16 protein-coding genes are annotated in these 15,807 nt (G+C 73.8%); 7 read left to right on the top strand and 9 right to left on the bottom strand.

The features are described from left to right. Positions 1-46: 46 nt before the first annotated feature. Genes ACN27G_RS30815 through ACN27G_RS30800 form a run of 4 tightly spaced genes read right to left on the bottom strand, consistent with a single transcriptional unit; the run spans position 47 to position 3,685 of the window. On the bottom strand, positions 47-1,408 hold the full coding sequence (locus ACN27G_RS30815; RefSeq protein ID WP_421496187.1) for a metallophosphoesterase: 1,362 nt from the start codon (positions 1,406-1,408) through the stop codon (positions 47-49). 14 nt (positions 1,409-1,422) lie between these two features. Continuing rightward, entirely contained in the window at positions 1,423-1,674 is a 252-nt protein-coding gene (locus ACN27G_RS30810) for a MoaD/ThiS family protein (RefSeq protein WP_421496186.1), read from the bottom strand. A gap of 14 nt (positions 1,675-1,688) precedes the next feature. Then, a complete protein-coding gene (gene moaA, locus ACN27G_RS30805) occupies positions 1,689-2,777 on the bottom strand; it encodes a GTP 3',8-cyclase MoaA (RefSeq protein ID WP_421496185.1) in 1,089 nt (362 codons plus the stop codon). A gap of 17 nt (positions 2,778-2,794) precedes the next feature. Then, positions 2,795-3,685 carry a fructosamine kinase family protein gene (locus ACN27G_RS30800; protein WP_421496184.1) on the bottom strand — a complete coding sequence of 297 codons (891 nt, stop codon included), beginning with the start codon at positions 3,683-3,685 and terminating at the stop codon, positions 2,795-2,797. A gap of 86 nt (positions 3,686-3,771) precedes the next feature. On the opposite strand from ACN27G_RS30800, the gene ACN27G_RS30795 reads away from it, so the two are divergent. Then, entirely contained in the window at positions 3,772-4,281 is a 510-nt protein-coding gene (locus ACN27G_RS30795; RefSeq protein WP_421496183.1) for a GNAT family N-acetyltransferase, read from the top strand. A 16-nt stretch (positions 4,282-4,297) separates the two neighbouring features. Here ACN27G_RS30795 and ACN27G_RS30790 read toward each other — a convergent pair whose 3' ends face one another. Beyond that, the gene (locus tag ACN27G_RS30790; RefSeq protein ID WP_421496182.1) at positions 4,298-6,124 is read right to left on the bottom strand and encodes an Hsp70 family protein; all 1,827 of its coding nucleotides are present in this window, start codon (positions 6,122-6,124) and stop codon (positions 4,298-4,300) included. Positions 6,125-6,355: 231 nt separating this feature from the next. Between ACN27G_RS30790 and ACN27G_RS30785 the strand changes: the two genes are divergently transcribed. Next, positions 6,356-7,396 carry a DUF4192 domain-containing protein gene (locus tag ACN27G_RS30785; protein ID WP_421496181.1) on the top strand — a complete coding sequence of 347 codons (1,041 nt, stop codon included), beginning with the start codon at positions 6,356-6,358 and terminating at the stop codon, positions 7,394-7,396. On the opposite strand, the gene fdhD is transcribed toward ACN27G_RS30785, so the two are convergent. Further along, positions 7,386-8,243 (bottom strand): formate dehydrogenase accessory sulfurtransferase FdhD, encoded by an 858-nt coding sequence (gene fdhD / locus ACN27G_RS30780; protein ID WP_421496180.1) that lies wholly within the window; start codon positions 8,241-8,243, stop codon positions 7,386-7,388. The two genes, ACN27G_RS30785 and fdhD, sit on opposite strands and share 11 nt — an antisense overlap. 258 nt (positions 8,244-8,501) lie before the next feature. On the opposite strand from fdhD, the gene ACN27G_RS30775 reads away from it, so the two are divergent. Beyond that, a complete protein-coding gene (locus tag ACN27G_RS30775; protein WP_421497522.1) occupies positions 8,502-9,113 on the top strand; it encodes an NTP transferase domain-containing protein in 612 nt (203 codons plus the stop codon). Beyond that, complete coding sequence (locus tag ACN27G_RS30770; protein ID WP_421496179.1) at positions 9,110-9,364, top strand: DUF6457 domain-containing protein; 255 nt, start codon at positions 9,110-9,112, stop codon at positions 9,362-9,364. The genes ACN27G_RS30775 and ACN27G_RS30770 overlap by 4 nt, the downstream gene beginning before the upstream one ends. A gap of 57 nt (positions 9,365-9,421) precedes the next feature. Here ACN27G_RS30770 and ACN27G_RS30765 read toward each other — a convergent pair whose 3' ends face one another. Beyond that, positions 9,422-10,033, bottom strand: a complete 612-nt coding sequence (locus ACN27G_RS30765; protein WP_421496178.1) for a PadR family transcriptional regulator — start codon at positions 10,031-10,033, stop codon at positions 9,422-9,424. Between the two features lie 127 nt (positions 10,034-10,160). Between ACN27G_RS30765 and ACN27G_RS30760 the strand changes: the two genes are divergently transcribed. Beyond that, positions 10,161-11,006 carry an alpha/beta hydrolase family esterase gene (locus tag ACN27G_RS30760; protein ID WP_421497521.1) on the top strand — a complete coding sequence of 282 codons (846 nt, stop codon included), beginning with the start codon at positions 10,161-10,163 and terminating at the stop codon, positions 11,004-11,006. A 152-nt stretch (positions 11,007-11,158) separates the two neighbouring features. Beyond that, complete coding sequence (locus tag ACN27G_RS30755; RefSeq protein WP_421496177.1) at positions 11,159-12,265, top strand: T3SS (YopN, CesT) and YbjN peptide-binding chaperone 1; 1,107 nt, start codon at positions 11,159-11,161, stop codon at positions 12,263-12,265. Positions 12,266-12,272: 7 nt separating this feature from the next. Here ACN27G_RS30755 and ACN27G_RS30750 read toward each other — a convergent pair whose 3' ends face one another. Both ACN27G_RS30750 and ACN27G_RS30745 read right to left on the bottom strand, forming a co-directional pair. Beyond that, positions 12,273-14,309 carry a beta-propeller domain-containing protein gene (locus tag ACN27G_RS30750; protein ID WP_421496176.1) on the bottom strand — a complete coding sequence of 679 codons (2,037 nt, stop codon included), beginning with the start codon at positions 14,307-14,309 and terminating at the stop codon, positions 12,273-12,275. 82 nt (positions 14,310-14,391) lie between these two features. Beyond that, positions 14,392-14,850, bottom strand: coding sequence for an Lrp/AsnC family transcriptional regulator (locus tag ACN27G_RS30745; RefSeq protein WP_421496175.1), 459 nt, complete (start codon positions 14,848-14,850; stop codon positions 14,392-14,394). Between the two features lie 106 nt (positions 14,851-14,956). Between ACN27G_RS30745 and ddaH the strand changes: the two genes are divergently transcribed. Further along, positions 14,957-15,742 (top strand): dimethylargininase, encoded by a 786-nt coding sequence (gene ddaH / locus ACN27G_RS30740; protein ID WP_421497520.1) that lies wholly within the window; start codon positions 14,957-14,959, stop codon positions 15,740-15,742. The last annotated feature ends 65 nt before the right edge of the window (positions 15,743-15,807 follow it).

Raw genomic sequence — 15,807 nt, 5'->3', positions numbered from 1 at the left:
GGCGCGGTAGGTGCCGGCCAGCGGGACCAGGCGGATCTCGGCGCTGTCACGCCGAGCGCAGCTCGACCAGGGTTACCTGTGGATGCGCGCCGACCCGGACCGGCGGCCCCCAGAAGCCGGCGCCGTTGGTGACGTAGAGCTGGGTGCCGTCGACGGTGGCGTGCCCGGAGACGACCGGCTGTTGCAGGCCGACCACCAGGTTGAACGGCACGAGCTGGCCACCGTGGGTGTGCCCGGAGAGTTGCAGGTCGACGCCGTGCCTCGCCGCCTCGTGCACGTTGATCGGCTGGTGGGCGAGGAGCACCACCGGCCGGCCCGGGTCGCGCCCGCCGAGCGCGGCGTCGAAGTCGGGGCCGGCGGCGAAGCCGAGGTCGTCGCCGGTCGGGTCGTTCACGCCGGCCAGGTCGAGGGCACCGCCCCGGGCCAGGATCTCCGCGCGCCGGTTCTGCAGCACCCGCAGCCCCAGCCGGTCCAGCTCGACCACCCACTCCTCCACCCCGGAGTAGTACTCGTGGTTGCCGGTGACGAAGAAGCTGCCGTACCGGGAGCGTAGGTCGCGCAGGGGTGCGGCGGCGTCGCCCAGCTCGCCGACGGTGCCGTCGACCAGGTCGCCGACCACCGCCACCAGGTCGGCGTCGAGCCGGTTGATTATGGCCACGATCCGCTCGGTGTGCGCCCGGCCGGCGAGCGGTCCGATGTGGATGTCGGAGACGGTGGCGATCCGCAGGCCGTCCATGCCGCGCGGCAGCTTCGCCAGCGGGATCCGGACCCGGTCGATCTCCGGTGGGCCGAACGCCCTCCGGACGCCGTACCCGACGATGCCGGTGGCGGTCAGCCCGGCGAAGATGGCGGCGCCCCGGGCGAGCAGCAACCGGCGGCCCGGATCGTAATCCGGCGCCGACGGCGGCACCGCCGGCACGGCCGGTGGCGTCCCCGCCGCCGCTGTCGACCCGGACGGTGCGCCGGACGCCCCGCCCGGCACGGCCCCGCTCTGCGCAGACCTGCCTGGCACGGCTCCCGCGTCCAGTGGCAGGGCCCCGTCCGGCACGACGCCGGCTTCGACCGCTACGGCACCGCCATCCGCTCCCACCGCCTCGGATCCGGTGCGGCGGAAACGCAGGGCCAGCCGGGCGGCCAGCATCGGGATCTCCAGCACCGCCAGCACGACGAGCAGGTAGAACATCACGGCGAGCCAGAGATAGCCCGGCCAGGCCAGCCAGTAGTAGCCCCGGTTGGTGCCGACCAGCGTCGCCGGGGTGAGCAGCGCCAGCACCAGCGCCGCCACCCCACCGGCCCGGCGCCACCGCCCCGGCCGGGTGGTGTCCCGGACCAGCCGCTTCCAGAGGTAGAGGTGGATCAGGCCGGTGACCAGCGCCAACGTCCCGACGAAGCCCAGCACCGCGAGCACGTGCCGCCGCTCCCTCAGCCGCCCGCGAAGGGTGGCAGCACGTCGACCGTCGCACCGGCCGGCAGCGGGGCCCGCCGGTCGTGCCAGGCGACGCCGTCGACCAGGAAGCTCGCCATCTCCAGTACGGTGCCGAGCCGGGCGCCGTGCCGCTGCGCCAGCTCGCCGGTGAGCTGGTCGAGGCTGCGCACGCCGCCCGGCACGGTCTCCTCGGGCACCCCGGTGGCGGCCCGTGCGGCGGCGAAGTAGCGGATGACCAGGGTGGGCATGGACGACGACATCATCAGCCGCCGATCGCCGACATCGGCCGGGCCGGCTGGAGGAAGGACGGGTCGTCGATGCCGTGCCCGGCCCGCTTGCCCCACATCGCCGTACGCCACCGGTCGGCGAGCTCGTCGTCGGAGGCGCCACTGCGCAGCGCGGCCCGCAGGTCGGACTCGTCGCTGGCGAAGAGGCAGTTGCGCACCTGCCCGTCGGCGGTGAGCCTGGTCCGGTCGCAGTCGCCGCAGAACGGCCGGGTGACGCTGCCGATCACGCCGACCCGGGCCGGCCGGCCGGCGGCGTCCGTCCAGCCCTCGACCAACCACGTCTCGGCCGGGGCGCCGCCCCGCTCGGCGGGATCGGGCAGCAGGCTGAACTCGGCCCGGAGCGCGGCGAGGATCTCCTCGGCGGTGACCATCGTCGACCTGTCCCAGCCGTGCTGCGCGTCCAGCGGCATCTGCTCGATGAAGCGCAGCTCGTAGCCGCGGGCCAGGGCGAAGCGGAGCAGGTCGGGTGCGTCGCCGTCGTTGATCCCGCGCATCAGCACCGAGTTGATTTTCACCGGCGCCAGCCCGGCGGCGACCGCCCCGGCCAGCCCGGCCAGCACGTCGTCCAGCTTCGCCCGGCGGGTCAGCTCGGTGAAACGGGTCGGGTCGAGGGTGTCCAGCGAGACGTTGACCCGGTCGAGCCCGGCGGCCCGCAGCGGCCCGGCGAGCCGGTCGAGCCCGATCCCGTTCGTGGTCAGCGAGAGCACCGGCCGGGGTGCCAGGGCGGCGACGGCGGCGACGATCCGCGGCAGCCCGGGGCGGACCAGCGGCTCGCCGCCGGTGAACCGGACCTCGGTGACCCCGAGCAGGCGTACGGCGACGCCGATCAGGCGGACGATCTCGTCGTCGGTCAGCACCTCCGACTTCGGCAGCCAGGGCAGCCCTTCGGCCGGCATGCAGTAGGTGCACCGCAGGTTGCACCGGTCGGTGAGCGAGACGCGCAGGTCGGTGGCTGCCCGGCCGTACCGGTCGACGAGCGCCCCGACCTGCGGCCGGTCCGCCGGCGTCCGGTCCGGTGCTCCTCCGGATCGAGGCGGTCCGCCGGATCGAACGGGAATGCTCATCGCTCGACGGTATCGCGTCAGACCGACAGTGCGGCGCGAGCGGCCCGAGCTACCGCATCCCGGTACGCGGCTCCGAAGAGCGCGGTGTGCACCAGCAGCAGGTGGAGCTGGTGCACCGGGACCCGTTCCCGCCAGCCGTCGGCGAGCGGCCAGACCTCCTGGTACGCCGCCAGGATCGTCCCCAGCTGCGGGGCGCCGCCGAAGAGGGCGAGCTGGGCGAGGTCGGTCTCCCGGTGCCCGCCGTGTGCGGCCGGGTCGACCAGCCAGGCCCGCCCGTCGGCGCCCCACAGCACGTTGCCCGGCCACAGGTCACCGTGGATCCGGGCGGGTGGCTCGCTGCCGCCGTACTCCCCGATCCGGGAGATCACCCGCTCGACGAGGGTGACCTCGGCCGCGGCGAGCGCGCCGTTGTCGACCGACCGCCGCAGGTAGGGCGCGAGCCGGCGCTCGCCGAACCAGCCCGGCCACGGGCCGGCCGACGGGGTGTTGTCCTGCGGCAGCGCCCCGACGAAGCCCGGCCAGGTGGCGCCGAAGCTGTCGGCGCCGGCCCGGTGCAGCGCGGCCAGCCCGGCGCCGAACCGGCGGGCCGCCGCCGGGGTGGGGTCGCCCGGCTGCACCCACTCCAGCGCCAGCAGGTCCGGCAGCGCCACGATCACCTCCGGGACCGGCACGGCATCCGCCGCGCGCAGCCACCGCAGGCCGGCCGCCTCGGTCGCGAAGAAATTCTCGGGTACGCCCTCCGCCGCGTCCTCCGGCCAGGACTTGGCGAAGACGGAGTTGCCGTCGTCCAGGGTGAGCCGGGTGGCGGCGCAGATGTCGCCCCCGGAGACCGGCGTCTCCCGGATCCGCTGATGGGTGAGGAAGAGCGGGAGCTGCCCGGGATGTGCCCGGAGGTAGGCCAGGTCCATCTGGGCAACGTAACCGCTCGGGCCGGCCGTCCGTGTTCCGGCCAACCGGGTCGCGCCGGGTGGCGATCCGGAGTAGATATGGAGGCGTGGCCGCCACCGCGATCCGACCGTATCGTCCGGCCGACCATCGGGCCGGCCGGCGCCTCTGGGCCGAGCTCACCGAGCAGCACCGCGAGCTGTACGAGGATCCGGGCTACGGTGGCGCCGATCCCGGGGCGGCGTTCGAGGAGTACCTGACCCGGCTGGACCTCTCCGGCGTGTGGGTGGCGGAGCGGGAGGACGCCGGGGTGGTCGGGCTGATCGGCCTGATCATGGACGGTCGGGTCGGCCGGGTCGAACCGGTGGTGGTGACCGCCCGGCTGCGGGGCCAGGGCATCGGCCGGGCACTGCTGGAGCAGGTCGCCGAGGAGGCCCGGGGGCGCGGGCTCGCCAGGCTCACCGTGATGCCGCAGTCCCGTAACGTCGAGGCGCTGCGCTGCCTGCGCGGCGCCGGTTACGACGTGCTCTCCGCTGTCGAGTTGAGCGTCGAGCTGCGGCCGCGCCCCGGCACCCGGCAGGGGCCGGTGGAACTGCACGGCCAGCGGTTCCACACCTGATCCTGCCGGCGGCGGCTCAGGAACGGCTCAGCGTGGCGGTCGCGGCGTTGACCGGGTTGCCGAACTGCTGCCAGAACATGTCGATTTTGCCGTTGTCCAGGGCGATCAGCGTCCAGTCCGCCGCGTCGACACAGATCGACTTCGGGTCGCTGGTGGTGCGCTGGCGCAGGTGCATCTCCCGCTCGGTGGGCCGGGGCGCGACCACGGTGAGGGTGCCCCGGCAGCCGAGCGAGGACGAGCGGAACGTACCGACGTCCGAACCGGCCCGGAAGGTGACCGACACGCTCCACGACGTCACCACGCCGCCCGGCTGGCTGACCTTCCCGATCCACTCTCCGACGAACGGCGCCGGTACGGCCGGCACCGCGTCGGCAACGGCGGTCGACGGACCCGGCGTCGGCGAGGTCGGGGTCGATGCGCCGGTGGATGACGGCGACCGTGAGGTCGACGCGTCCGCCGGACCGGTCGGACTCCGATCGGACCAGGGTCCGAGCTGGTACACGACGCCGATCGCCGCGACGAGGAGCAGGCCGAGCCCGGCGGCGCTCCACCGCCCGAACCCGGCGCCGCTCCACCGCCAGCGGCCCCGCGGCCCTGCCCGCAGCGGCACTGCTCCCAGCTGCCCTGCCCGCAGCGGTACTGCCGCAGGCTGCCGCGGCGGCGCGGTGGCGGGATGCGCGGCCCGGCCGCCCGGTGCCGCCTGGCCGGCCGGCAGCCCTCGGGTGACCGGCATCGCCCGGTCGACCGCGACCGCGCCGTGGGCCACCGCACCGTGGGCCACCGCACCGTAGGCGACGGCGAGTTCCGGTTGGTCGAGCGCCACCGGCGCGCGGCCCAACGCCTGGTGCAGCAGGGTGCCGACGAGCGGGATCCGGGTCGAGCCGCCGACCAGGAGGATCGCCGACAGCTCCTCCTCGGCGACGTGCGCATCCCGCAGGACGGCCCGGGTCGCCGCCACCGTCCGATCCAGCAGCGGCCGGGCCAGCGTCTCGAACTGTTCCCGGCCGAGCGGTACCTCGGCATCCAACACCGGCACGTAGATCGAGGTCATCGACGTCCGGGAGAGCATCTCCTTGGCCGCCCGCACGCCGTCGGTCAGGAGCCGGCGGTTGCGCAGGTCGGCAGGGGTACGCGGCTGGCGCAGGTAGCGCCAGCCGTCGTCGTCGGGCCGGAGGTTGGCGGAGACGGACGCCATGATCGCCGCGTCGATGTCGAGCCCTCCGGCGTCGGAGAGCCCCTGGCTGGCGACGACGTCGAAGCCGTCTCCCGTCCGCCGGATCACGGTCGCGTCGAAGGTGCCCGCACCGAGGTCGTAGACGAGCGCAGGTTGCCCCTCGGCAAGCTCGACCTCGGGCAGCCGCACGAAGTGCGCGGCGGCGGAGACGGGTTCGTGGATCGTCGTCGGAGTGGGCAGGCCGGCGAGCCGCGCGGCGGTGGTCAGGGTGGCGAGCCGGCGGGCTCCCCAGGTCGCCGGGTAGCTCAGTGTCACCGCATCCACCGGGCCGGCGAGCTGCGTGGCCGCGTCGCGCACCCGGGCCAGGATCGCGGCGAGCAGCCTCTCGACCGGGACCTCCTGCTCGCCGAGCAGCACGAACCGGTCGTCGATGCAACGCTTGGGATTGGGCTCCAGGAGCGCCGGCCGGGTGGCCCCGGCGTGCCGGGCATCCAGTCCGACGAGCGCGGTGTCGCCGTCGACGAAGACCGCCGAGGGCAGCAGGAGTGCACCGTCGAAGAGGACCGGCCGGATCTCCTGGCCACGGCCGCGCAGCGCGGCGGCCGTGTTCGACGTGCCCACGTCGATCCCGAGGTGCACCGCACCAAGCGGAGCCGGACTCCCACCCATCGAATGAGGATTCTATGCCGGCGGCGCAGCACGGTCCGGCCCTGCGTCAACCGCCCACAGTGGTCCGGTTCCCCGGCCGGCTTTCAGCCGCCTCGTGAAATTTCGTCCCGACCGCAGCGGGAGCCGGTTCCCGGACCAGCAGGAAAACTACTGCGGGTAACTGTGGAAAGTCGGGCGTGTCGTCCACAGCCGGGCCCCCGGACCAGATGCGCCGTGGCCAGGCTGCCCCGCATGACCTCGAACGATCGGACCCTCCTCTCCGTCCGCTCGACTGCCGACCTGCTCGCGGCGGTCCCCTACCTCCTCGGCTTCCATCCCGCCGACAGCGTGGTGGTGATCGCTCTGCGTGGCAACCGGGTGGTCTTCGTCGCCCGCGGCGACCTGCCCGAGCCGGCCGCCGGCCCCGGGTCCGCCGCCGGGAGCGAGCCCGCCGCCGGAGCGGGCGGGGCCGCGGAACAGGTCGCGGCGGTCGTCGCCCGACAGGGTGTCGAGACCACGACCGTGATCGGGTACGGCGAACCGGCCCGGGTCACCCCGATGGTCGAGGCGGTGATCGCCGCGCTCGGCAATGTCAGCCTGCCCGTGCTCGAAGCGCTCCGGGTGACCGGCGACCGCTACTGGTCCCAGCTCTGCGGCGACCCGGGATGCTGCCCGCCGGAGGGCCGCCCGTTCGACTCCTCGACCAGCCAGCTCGCCGCCGCGGCCACCTACGCCGGGCAGGTCGCGCTCCCGGACCGGGACGCCCTGGTCCGGCAGCTCGCCCCGGTCGACGGTGCCGCCCGGGAGGCGATGCGGGAGGCGACCAGGAGGGCGGAGGCCCGCCTCGGTGCGTTGCTGGAGAAGGCTCCACCCGGTGACCTGATGGGCCGTCGGGCGCTGCGCCGGGCCGGCCGCTCGGCGGTACGCGGGGCGCTGCACCGGTATCGCACGGGTGGGCAGCTCACCGACGAGGAGGTGGCCTGGCTCAGCCTGCTCCTGGTCCATCTGCCGGTCCGCGACGACGCCTGGCAGCGGACCGGCGGCGAGGACTGGCAACTGGCGCTCTGGACGGACGTGCTGCGTCGCGCCGAACCCGATCTGGTGCCCGCCCCGGCAAGCCTGCTCGGTTTCGCCGCCTGGCGGGCGGGCCTGGGCGCGCTGGCCGGTGTGGCGGTGGAACGTGCGCTGGAGGCTCAGCCCGGCTACTCCTTCGCCGAGCTTCTCGCCGAGGCGTTACAGGCCGGGATCGCCCCCTCCGTACTCGACGACTGGCCCGGCGCGATCAGACCGTGACCCGGGCATCCCCGGCGTACACGTTCATGGTGCCGCCGCGCAGGAAGCCGACCAGGGTCATCCCGGCCTCGGTCGCCAGCTCGGCCGCGAGGGTGCTCGGCGCGGAGACGGCGGCGAGCAGCGGGATGCCGGCCATCCACGCCTTCTGGGTCAGCTCGAAGCTGGCCCGCCCGGAGACCAGCAACAGGTGTCCAGCCAGCGGCAACCGCTGCTCCCGGGCGGCCCAGCCGATCACCTTGTCCACGGCGTTGTGCCGGCCCACGTCCTCGCGGAGCGCGACGAGTTTCCCGTCGGCGGTGAAGAGGCCGGCGGCGTGCAACCCGCCGGTACGGTCGAAGCCGCGCTGGGCGGCCCGGAGCTGGTCCGGCAGGTCGGCGAGGGTACGCGCCGGCACGGTGAGCGGATCCGTCGACACGTCGTGCCGGGAGCGGGTCCGGACCGCGTCGATGCTGGCCTTGCCGCACACCCCGCACGAACTCGTGGTGTAGAAGTTCCGGGCCGGATCGGTGGTCGGCGCCGGTACGCCGTCGGCGAGGACGACGTCCACCACGTTGTAGGTGTTCGGGGTGTCGGTGCCCGCGCAGAGCTGTGCGGTGCGCACGTCCTCGGCGGTCCGGATGATCCCCTCGGTGAGCAGGAAGCCGACCGCCAGGTCGATGTCGTCGCCCGGGGTCCGCATGGTGACCGCCAGCGGCGCGCGCCGGTTCGGCCCGGCCGGACCCACCCGGATCTCCAACGGTTCCTCGGCGGCGAGACTGTCCTGCCGGCGTATCGAAAGCCGACCGCCGGCCCCGGCGGAGTCCAGGTCTATCCGCAGCACGCTCCGCCGACCACTGGCTCGTCCCATGTTCACCATCCTGCCTCGCGGCCGGCCGGTCGCCACGGTCAAGCCGGCTACCGTTACCGGATGACCGCGACGCGACCGCCGACCGCGCCCGATTCACGCGCCGCGCCTGATTCACGGGCCGGCTCGGGCTCGGATGCCGGCCCGGGCGCCGGCCCGGGTGCGGGCCCGGGCCCGGGTGCTGCGTCGGGCTCGGGTGCCGTGCCCGATCCAGATGCGGGGTTCGCCGCGGTGGTGCTGGCCGGTGGGGCGGCCCGCCGGATGGGTGGTGCGGACAAGCCGGCGCTGCCGGTGGCGGGCCTCCCGATGCTGGACCGGGTTCTCGCGGCGGTCGCGGACGCCGACCCCCGGATCGTGGTGGGCGCCGCCGTCGGCCTGCCGCCCGGAGTGCGGGCGACCCGGGAACAGCCGCCGGGTGGTGGACCGGTCGCCGCTCTCGCCGCCGGCCTCGCCCAGCTTCCCGCTGCCAGCACCGTTCCTCCGCTCGCTGTTCCTCCGCTCGCTGTTCCTCCGCTCGCTGTTCCTCCGCTCGCGGTCGCCCTGCTCGCCGCCGACCTGCCGCTGCTGACCGCCGACGCGGTGCGGCAGCTCCGCACCGCGCTCTCGCTGGCCTCCGGAGCCGACGGCGTGGTCTTCGTCGACGAGGCCGGACGGGCGCAGTTCCTCTGCGGAGTCTGGCGGCCCGTGCCGCTGCGTGCCGCGGTGGCCCGGCTCGCCGCCGGCCGCAACGGCGTCCTCACCGGTACGTCGATGCGCGCCCTGATCGCCGAGCTGACCGTGACCGAGGTGACGTGGCGGGGGGCGGGGCCACCACCCTGGTTCGACTGCGACACTGAGGACGACGTACGCCGGGCAGAGGAGTGGATCCGATGAACGCGATGGACCGCTGGGTGGCGGCGGCCTGTGCCGAACTTCACCTCGACCCGGCCGAGGTGGACGTGCCACGGGTGCTCGACCTGGCCCGGGACGTGGCACACAACGTGCTGCGGCCCGGTGCGCCGGTCACCGCGTACCTGCTCGGGGTCGCGGTCGGTCGGGGCGCGGACCCGGCGGTCGCGGCGGCCGGTCTCACCGCACTCGCCGACCGCTGGCCGGCGGACGGGGACTCCGCCGCCGACTCGTAGCCGGAGCGCCGACCGGCAACAGGCCGGAGCGCCGCCGGGCCGTAGCACGGGGCGGCGTCAGGACACCTCCCAGGACATCTCCCCAGGCGGACCCTGGGCGGCCTCGCGGCGCAGCCGGGCGAGCTCGGTCATCCGCTCGGCCATCCAGCGGCACCACCGGATCCGCGGCGGGGTGCCGGCCAGCGCCAGCTCCAGGGTGGCGTACGCGCCGAACTGCGGATGCCGGGGATCGTCCGCGCGTCGGGAGACCAGATCGGCGTGCTGTTCCTGGAAGGCGTCGAGCCGGCGCTGGAACGCCTCGGCCTCGGCGAGATAGAACTCCCGCATCTTGTCGGGATCGGCGGCCGCCAGCGCGTACGTCTTGAGGATCGCCTCGTCCCGGAAGGCCCGGGCCGCGGGCGGCTCGACCAGCCAGGCGGCCAGCGCCTCCTGGCCGGCGGCGGTGAGCCGGTGGGTCTTGCGTTGCCGTGGCCCGGGGCCGGGCTCGGCGTCGTGCTCGATCAGCCCGCTCGCCGACAGCCGCGCCAACTCGGGATAGATCTGGCTCTGTTGGGCGGTCCAGTAGTAGCCGATCGGCTTGCGCATCCGCTGGACCAGCTCGTATCCGGTGAGCGGCCCCCGATGGAGTGCGCAGAGCAGGGCGTAACCCAGTGCGCTGGCGGTAGCCAAACCGTTATCCCTCGACTCGACAAGACTATGTCAACTTTGACATAGTCTCATGGCAGGAAGCTGCGGATCGAACGGGGGACTGATGCGGAGCGCGGGACGATCGGCCCTGACGATGATTGCGTTGACGATGGTGTTCGGCGGCGCCGTGGCCTGCGGCGCGGACGGCGACACCGGCCCGGGGTCCGGCCCGGACCGGGCCCGGCCCGCCGTCTCCCCGGCCCCGGGTGACCACACCCTGGCCCTCGACCGGGCCGGCGGCGAGCGGAGCTGGGTGCTGCACGCCCCGCTCGGCTACCGTCCCGGCACCCCGACCCCGTTGGTGGTCGCGCTGCACGGCACCGACCAGAGCGTCGAGCGGCTGCGGGAGATCAGCGGCCTCGACGCGCGCGCCGACGCCGAGGGTTTCCTGGTCGCCTATCCGAAGGCTCTCAACAGGCAGTTCAGCCGGCTGGCCGAGCAGGGCGACGACGTCAACTTCGTCCGGGCGCTGGTCGACAGACTGGTCGGCGAGTGGTCGGTCGACCCGGGCCGGGTGTACGCGACCGGCTTCTCCTCCGGCGCCGAGCTGGCGTACGCGCTCGGCGTCGAGGCACCCGAGATCTTCGCGGCGATCGCGCCGGTCAGCGGGGCCTTTTCCAGCGGTCCCGCCGCCTCTGACCCGAACTACAAGCCCGGCCGGCCGGTCTCGGTGATCACCTTTGTCGGCCGGGACGACCGGATCGCCTCCCGGATCTACGCCGGGCTCAGCCGCTGGCAGCAGAACCTGGACTGCACCATCGGGCAACCGGCCTGGGTCGACGCGGCGAAGACGGTGAACCGGACGACCAGCACCTGTCCGGACGGCAGCCAGGTCGTCGACTACACGGTGAACGACATGGGACACGCCTGGCCGGCGCCGAGCGGTTACCGGGCGGCGGTCGACGCCACCGCCGCGATGTGGGAGTTCTTCACCGCCAACCCCCGTCGTTCCTGAATCTCCCGGTTGCCCGGAGGGCTGTCGCACGGGGGAACAGCCCTCCGGGCAACCGGAAGGACGCCTACTAGTGTCTGATCGGGGTCCGCACTATCCCGGCCACCCCGGCCCGCTGGGTAGGGTGTGCGGTGCCCTGACGGACGGAGGCGATCATGGCGGCTGACAACCCTGAGGTACCGAGGGACGACGTGACCGAGAGGGGGCCGGCCGAGCACCACGAGTCGATCCTCCTGGACGAGCCCACCACCGCGGACCTCCGGGTGAAGGTGACCGAGGCGTGGCAGGAGTTCGCCCGGGCGCTCGCCGGCGAGCTACGTGGCCTGCCGATCGGCGCGAGGATCGCCCTGACCCTCGATCCGACCGCCTCCGGCACCGGGGACGCCGTCTACTCCGTGAGCATCGAGGTCGGCGAGGGCGACCAGGTCGACCTGCGGGCGGTGGGCAACTCCGCCCTGCCGCAGGGCTACCGGCTCGACCGGGCAGCGATCGCCGACATGATCGCGCTCGGCTGGTCGCCACCCGGCGTGGTGGAGGGCTCCGGGGAGTATTTCGGCATGCGGGCCAGCCGGGCCGAGGCGGTCCGGCTCGCCACCACCGTCTCCCGGACCCTCCGGGACGTGTACGGGGCACCGCACCCGGCCTTCCTCGTCTTCCTGGTGCACGACGAGTCCGACGAGCCGATCCCGGTCGAGCCGCTCGGCACGGCCCGGCCCGAGCTCGCGGCCGACGCCACCCTCGAACTCGACCTGGACGAGGCGCTGGCGGCGGCCCGGGCCTCGCAGGGCGGCAACGACGTGCTCGCCCTGGACGAGCGGGTCCGCACGGTGGTCTCGGCGATGCTGAAGTCGTCGGCGGAGCAGCTCCAGGTCGACTCCGACGGCGACATCGGGATCCGGGCCGGCTCGGCGATGGTCTTCGTCCGGGTCCGGGACAATCCTCCGCTGGTCGACGTCTTCTCGCCGGTGCTCACCGAGGTCGAGCCGACCGAGCAGTTGTACGTCAAGCTCTCCGAACTGACCAACCGGATGCCGATCGGCCGGCTCTACTGCACCAACGACACCGTCTGGGCCTCGATCCCGGTCTTCGGCCGCAACTTCCAGGCCACCCACCTGATGCTGGCCGTGCAGGTGATGACCGGGCTCGCCGACGAGCTGGACGACCGGCTGCACGGCGAGTTCGGCGGCCGGCGGTTCTTCGGGGAGGGTGACAAGCCACCGCACCGCGACCCCGGTGAGCACCGGACCGGGATGTACCTGTAACCGCCGTCTACAGCCGGATGACGCCGAGGGTGGCGAGCGTGGCCGGGTCCGTCGCCTTGATGGCACCGTCGGAGACCGTCCAGAGCACTCCGTCGACCATCAGCGACCGGCGGATCATCCCGCTCGTCTCCGTCGTCTGCGCCTCGGCGTGCTCGACCAGGCCGGTCTCGGCGAAACCGCCGTCGCCGAGCCGCAGCACCAGCGCTCCGCCGCCGGGCCAGACCTTGCCGTCGCTGCCGCGCGGCTCGTAGGTGGTCACCGGCACCACGAGGGTGTTCGTGGCCGGCCAGTAGAGGAAGGCGTGCGGGTCGTACTCGGCCTCGGAGTGGCCGTACCGGACGTGGTGCTGGGCGATCCGGGTCGGCCTGCTCAGGTCGGAGACGTCGAAGAGCGAGACCTGGGTGCCCTCGGTACGCCCCTGCTGGTTCGCCTCCTGGCCGATCCCGATCAACCGGCCGCCCCCGATCGGGTGCAGGTACGACGAGTACCCGGTGATCTTCAACTCGCCGGTGACCTCAGGTGCACCGGGATCCCGCAGGTCGACGGTGTAGAGCGGGTCGGTCTGCCGGAAGGTCACCACGTAGCCGACGCCCTCGGCGAACCGCACGCTGTAGATGCGTTCGCCCTTGCCGAGCCCGGTCACCCGGCCGGTCTCGGCCAGCGTCTTCCCGTCGGCCCGCAGCACGTACACGGCGGAGCTGGACTTCGGGTTCTGCCCCCAGGTACGGCCGCTGGTGGTGGCCACCCGCAGGTGCCCGTCCCACTCCGAGAGCGCGTACTGGTTGATGAGCCAGCCGGGCACGGAGGCGGCGGTGACGTACCGGGGCCGGCCCGGGCCGGAGGTGTCGAACTGGTAGATCTCGGTCTGCTCGTCCTTCGGGTCGGGGGCCCGGTCCGCGGCGGTCAGCGCCGGCAGCACCCGCCAACGCTGGTCGCTGGCGATGTAGAGCCGGGACCCGTTGCTGTAGACGGTGTCGCCGTCCGCGACGACGCTCACCGGGTCGCCGTCGCCGAGGGCGGTGGCGCCGAGATCGAAGCTGAGCAGGGTGACCAGGGAGGTGCCGGAGTAGACGGCCGGGCGGCTGAGCCGGTCGCAGCCGACCTGTCCGCTGCTGGTCTGCCCACCGGTGCTGGTCCGGTAGCGCGGCAGCCAGGCGTCGATCGGGGTCTGGTCGACGATCTTCCGGTTGGCGGCGAGATTCTTCTTCTCGTCGACCGGGCCGGCTCCCTTGTTCATCGGGAAGTCGATCCGGGGCGCGGATCGGACCACGACCCGGGCGGTCCGGCCCACCTGGCGCGCGTCGACCAGGGCGCCGTCGATCCGGTACTCACCCAGGATCCTCGGGGCACCGGAGAGGCCCACCAGGATCAGCCGGGGGCCGGCGATGCCCTGCTCGTCGGCGGGCGGCACGGCGGGCCGGGGAGCGCGCCGGGCCACCGCCGGCTCCATCATGCCGTGCCCGGCGACCAGCACCAGCGCCCGGTCCCCGTGCAGCAGCAGGTCGGTGGCGGGGGCCCAGCCGACGTTCGGGTCGGAGTCGAGCCTCAGCGTGCCGGTCAGCCGCCGGCTCGCCGTGTCGACCACCCGCAGCGTGCCCCGGTCGACCGTGACGATCCGCCGGCCGTCGGTCTTGACCATGTCCGGCTCGTCCACGCCGGCCTCGTGGGTGTTGGTCCCCGAGTAACCGGGTCCGGCCGGGACGGTGTCGCGGTTGGCCGCCGCATCGGCGCCGGCGGCGGCCCGTTCGGCACCGCCCAGGTCGTTCGCCCGGAACTGCGGGTACGCCCCGCCGCCGGCCATGCCGTACGGCCCGACGTACGCCTTCGTGGCGGACCTGAGCCCGGCCAGCGCGTCCGCGCAGGAGTCGAAGGCGACGAGCCGGAGCCCACCGGCCGGCACGCCACCGTCGCGCCGCGGCGGCGGTGCCGGCGCGGGATCGGGCTCGGCGGTGCAGCCGGTGAGCAGGCCGCCGGTCAGCGCCAGAACGGCGACGAGTGCGGTGCCGACGACGGCACCGGGTCGAGTTCCCCGTCCGGATGTCATGCCGGTTCGACGCGCCGGCCCGCGTCCACGTTCCCGAACGTCACTCAGGTGGTCACCCCGGCGGCCGGTCGGGGCGGGGTGGTCAGTCCGGGGCGGGGACGACGGTCGGCGACTCGACCAGGCGGGACAGCACGATCATGCTCCGGGTGGAGGTGACGAAGGGCTCGGCCCGGAGCCGTTCCAGCGCCTGCTCCAGGTGGGCGATGTCGGCGGCCCGGAGATGGACCAGCGCGTCGGCCTCGCCGGAGACCGTGTAGGCGGCGACCACCTCGGGATGCCGCCGGGTCGCCACGGTGATCTGGGTCGGGGTCGTCCGGCCGGTGCAGAACAGCTCCACGAACGCCTCGGTGTTCCAGCCGACCGCGGCCGGGTCGATGACGGCGGTGAATCCCCGGATGACGCCGGCCGCCCGCAGCCGGTCGACCCGCCGCTTCACCGCGGGGGCGGAGAGCGAGACCCGGCTCCCGATCTCCGCGTACGACGATCGGGCGTCAGCCGCAAGTGACGCAATGATTCGCTGATCCACGCCGTCGATCTGCAACGTTCCGCCTCTCGCAGGCAACAGTTGTGGCTGTTAGTAAACTTGCACCCTACCTACCCTTGGATCCGTGAACCAGCCGAGGATCCCAAGAAAGCGGACATATCTCATGTGCCCGCCGGAGTACTTCGCCGTGGAGTACGCGATCAACCCGTGGATGGACACCGCCACCCCGGTGGATTCCGAGCTGGCCGTGAAACAGTGGTACGGACTGCGCGAGACCCTGCTCGGGCTCGGGCACACGGTGCACGAACTCGCCCCCGAATCCGGCCTGCCCGACATGGTCTACGCGGCCAACGGCGCCTTCGTCGTGGACGGCACCGTCTACGGGGCCCGGTTCCGGCATCCGCAGCGATCCGCCGAGGCGGCGGCGCACCGGGCCCTCCACGAGGCGACCGGCGCCCGGTTCGTCGCACCCGCCGAGATCAACGAGGGCGAGGGCGACTTCGCCTACCTGCCGCGGGCGTACGGCGGACTGATCCTGGCCGGCCACGGCTTCCGGACCGAGCCGGCCGCGCACGCCGAGGCGCAGGAGGCACTCGGCCGCCCGGTCGTCTCGCTACGCCTGGTGGACCCGCGCTTCTATCACCTGGACACCGCGCTCGCCGCGCTCGACGACGGAAACATCGCCTACTTCCCGCCGGCCTTCTCGGTCGCCGCCCAGCGCGTGCTGGCCCAGCTCTTCCCGGACGCCGTCGTGGCGGACGAGGTCGACGCCTTCGCGTTCGGGCTGAACCTGGTGGGCGACGGCCGGCACGTGGTGCTGAACAGCGAGGCCGACGGGATGGCGGCCAGGGTCGCCGCCGCCGGCTACCTCCCGGTCCCGGTCGAGCTCTCCGAGCTGAAGAAGGGCGGCGGCAGCGTCAAGTGCTGCGTCGCCGAACTGCGCGACTGACCGTGCCCGCCCCGGCGCTACGACCCCACCGGCGGTACGACCCCACCGGCGCGGCGGTACCGCCG

The organism is Plantactinospora sp. WMMB334 (assembly GCF_049179095.1).
Classification (GTDB): Bacteria; Actinomycetota; Actinomycetes; order Mycobacteriales; family Micromonosporaceae; genus Plantactinospora.
This window is presented reverse-complemented; position numbering and strand designations above follow the sequence as displayed.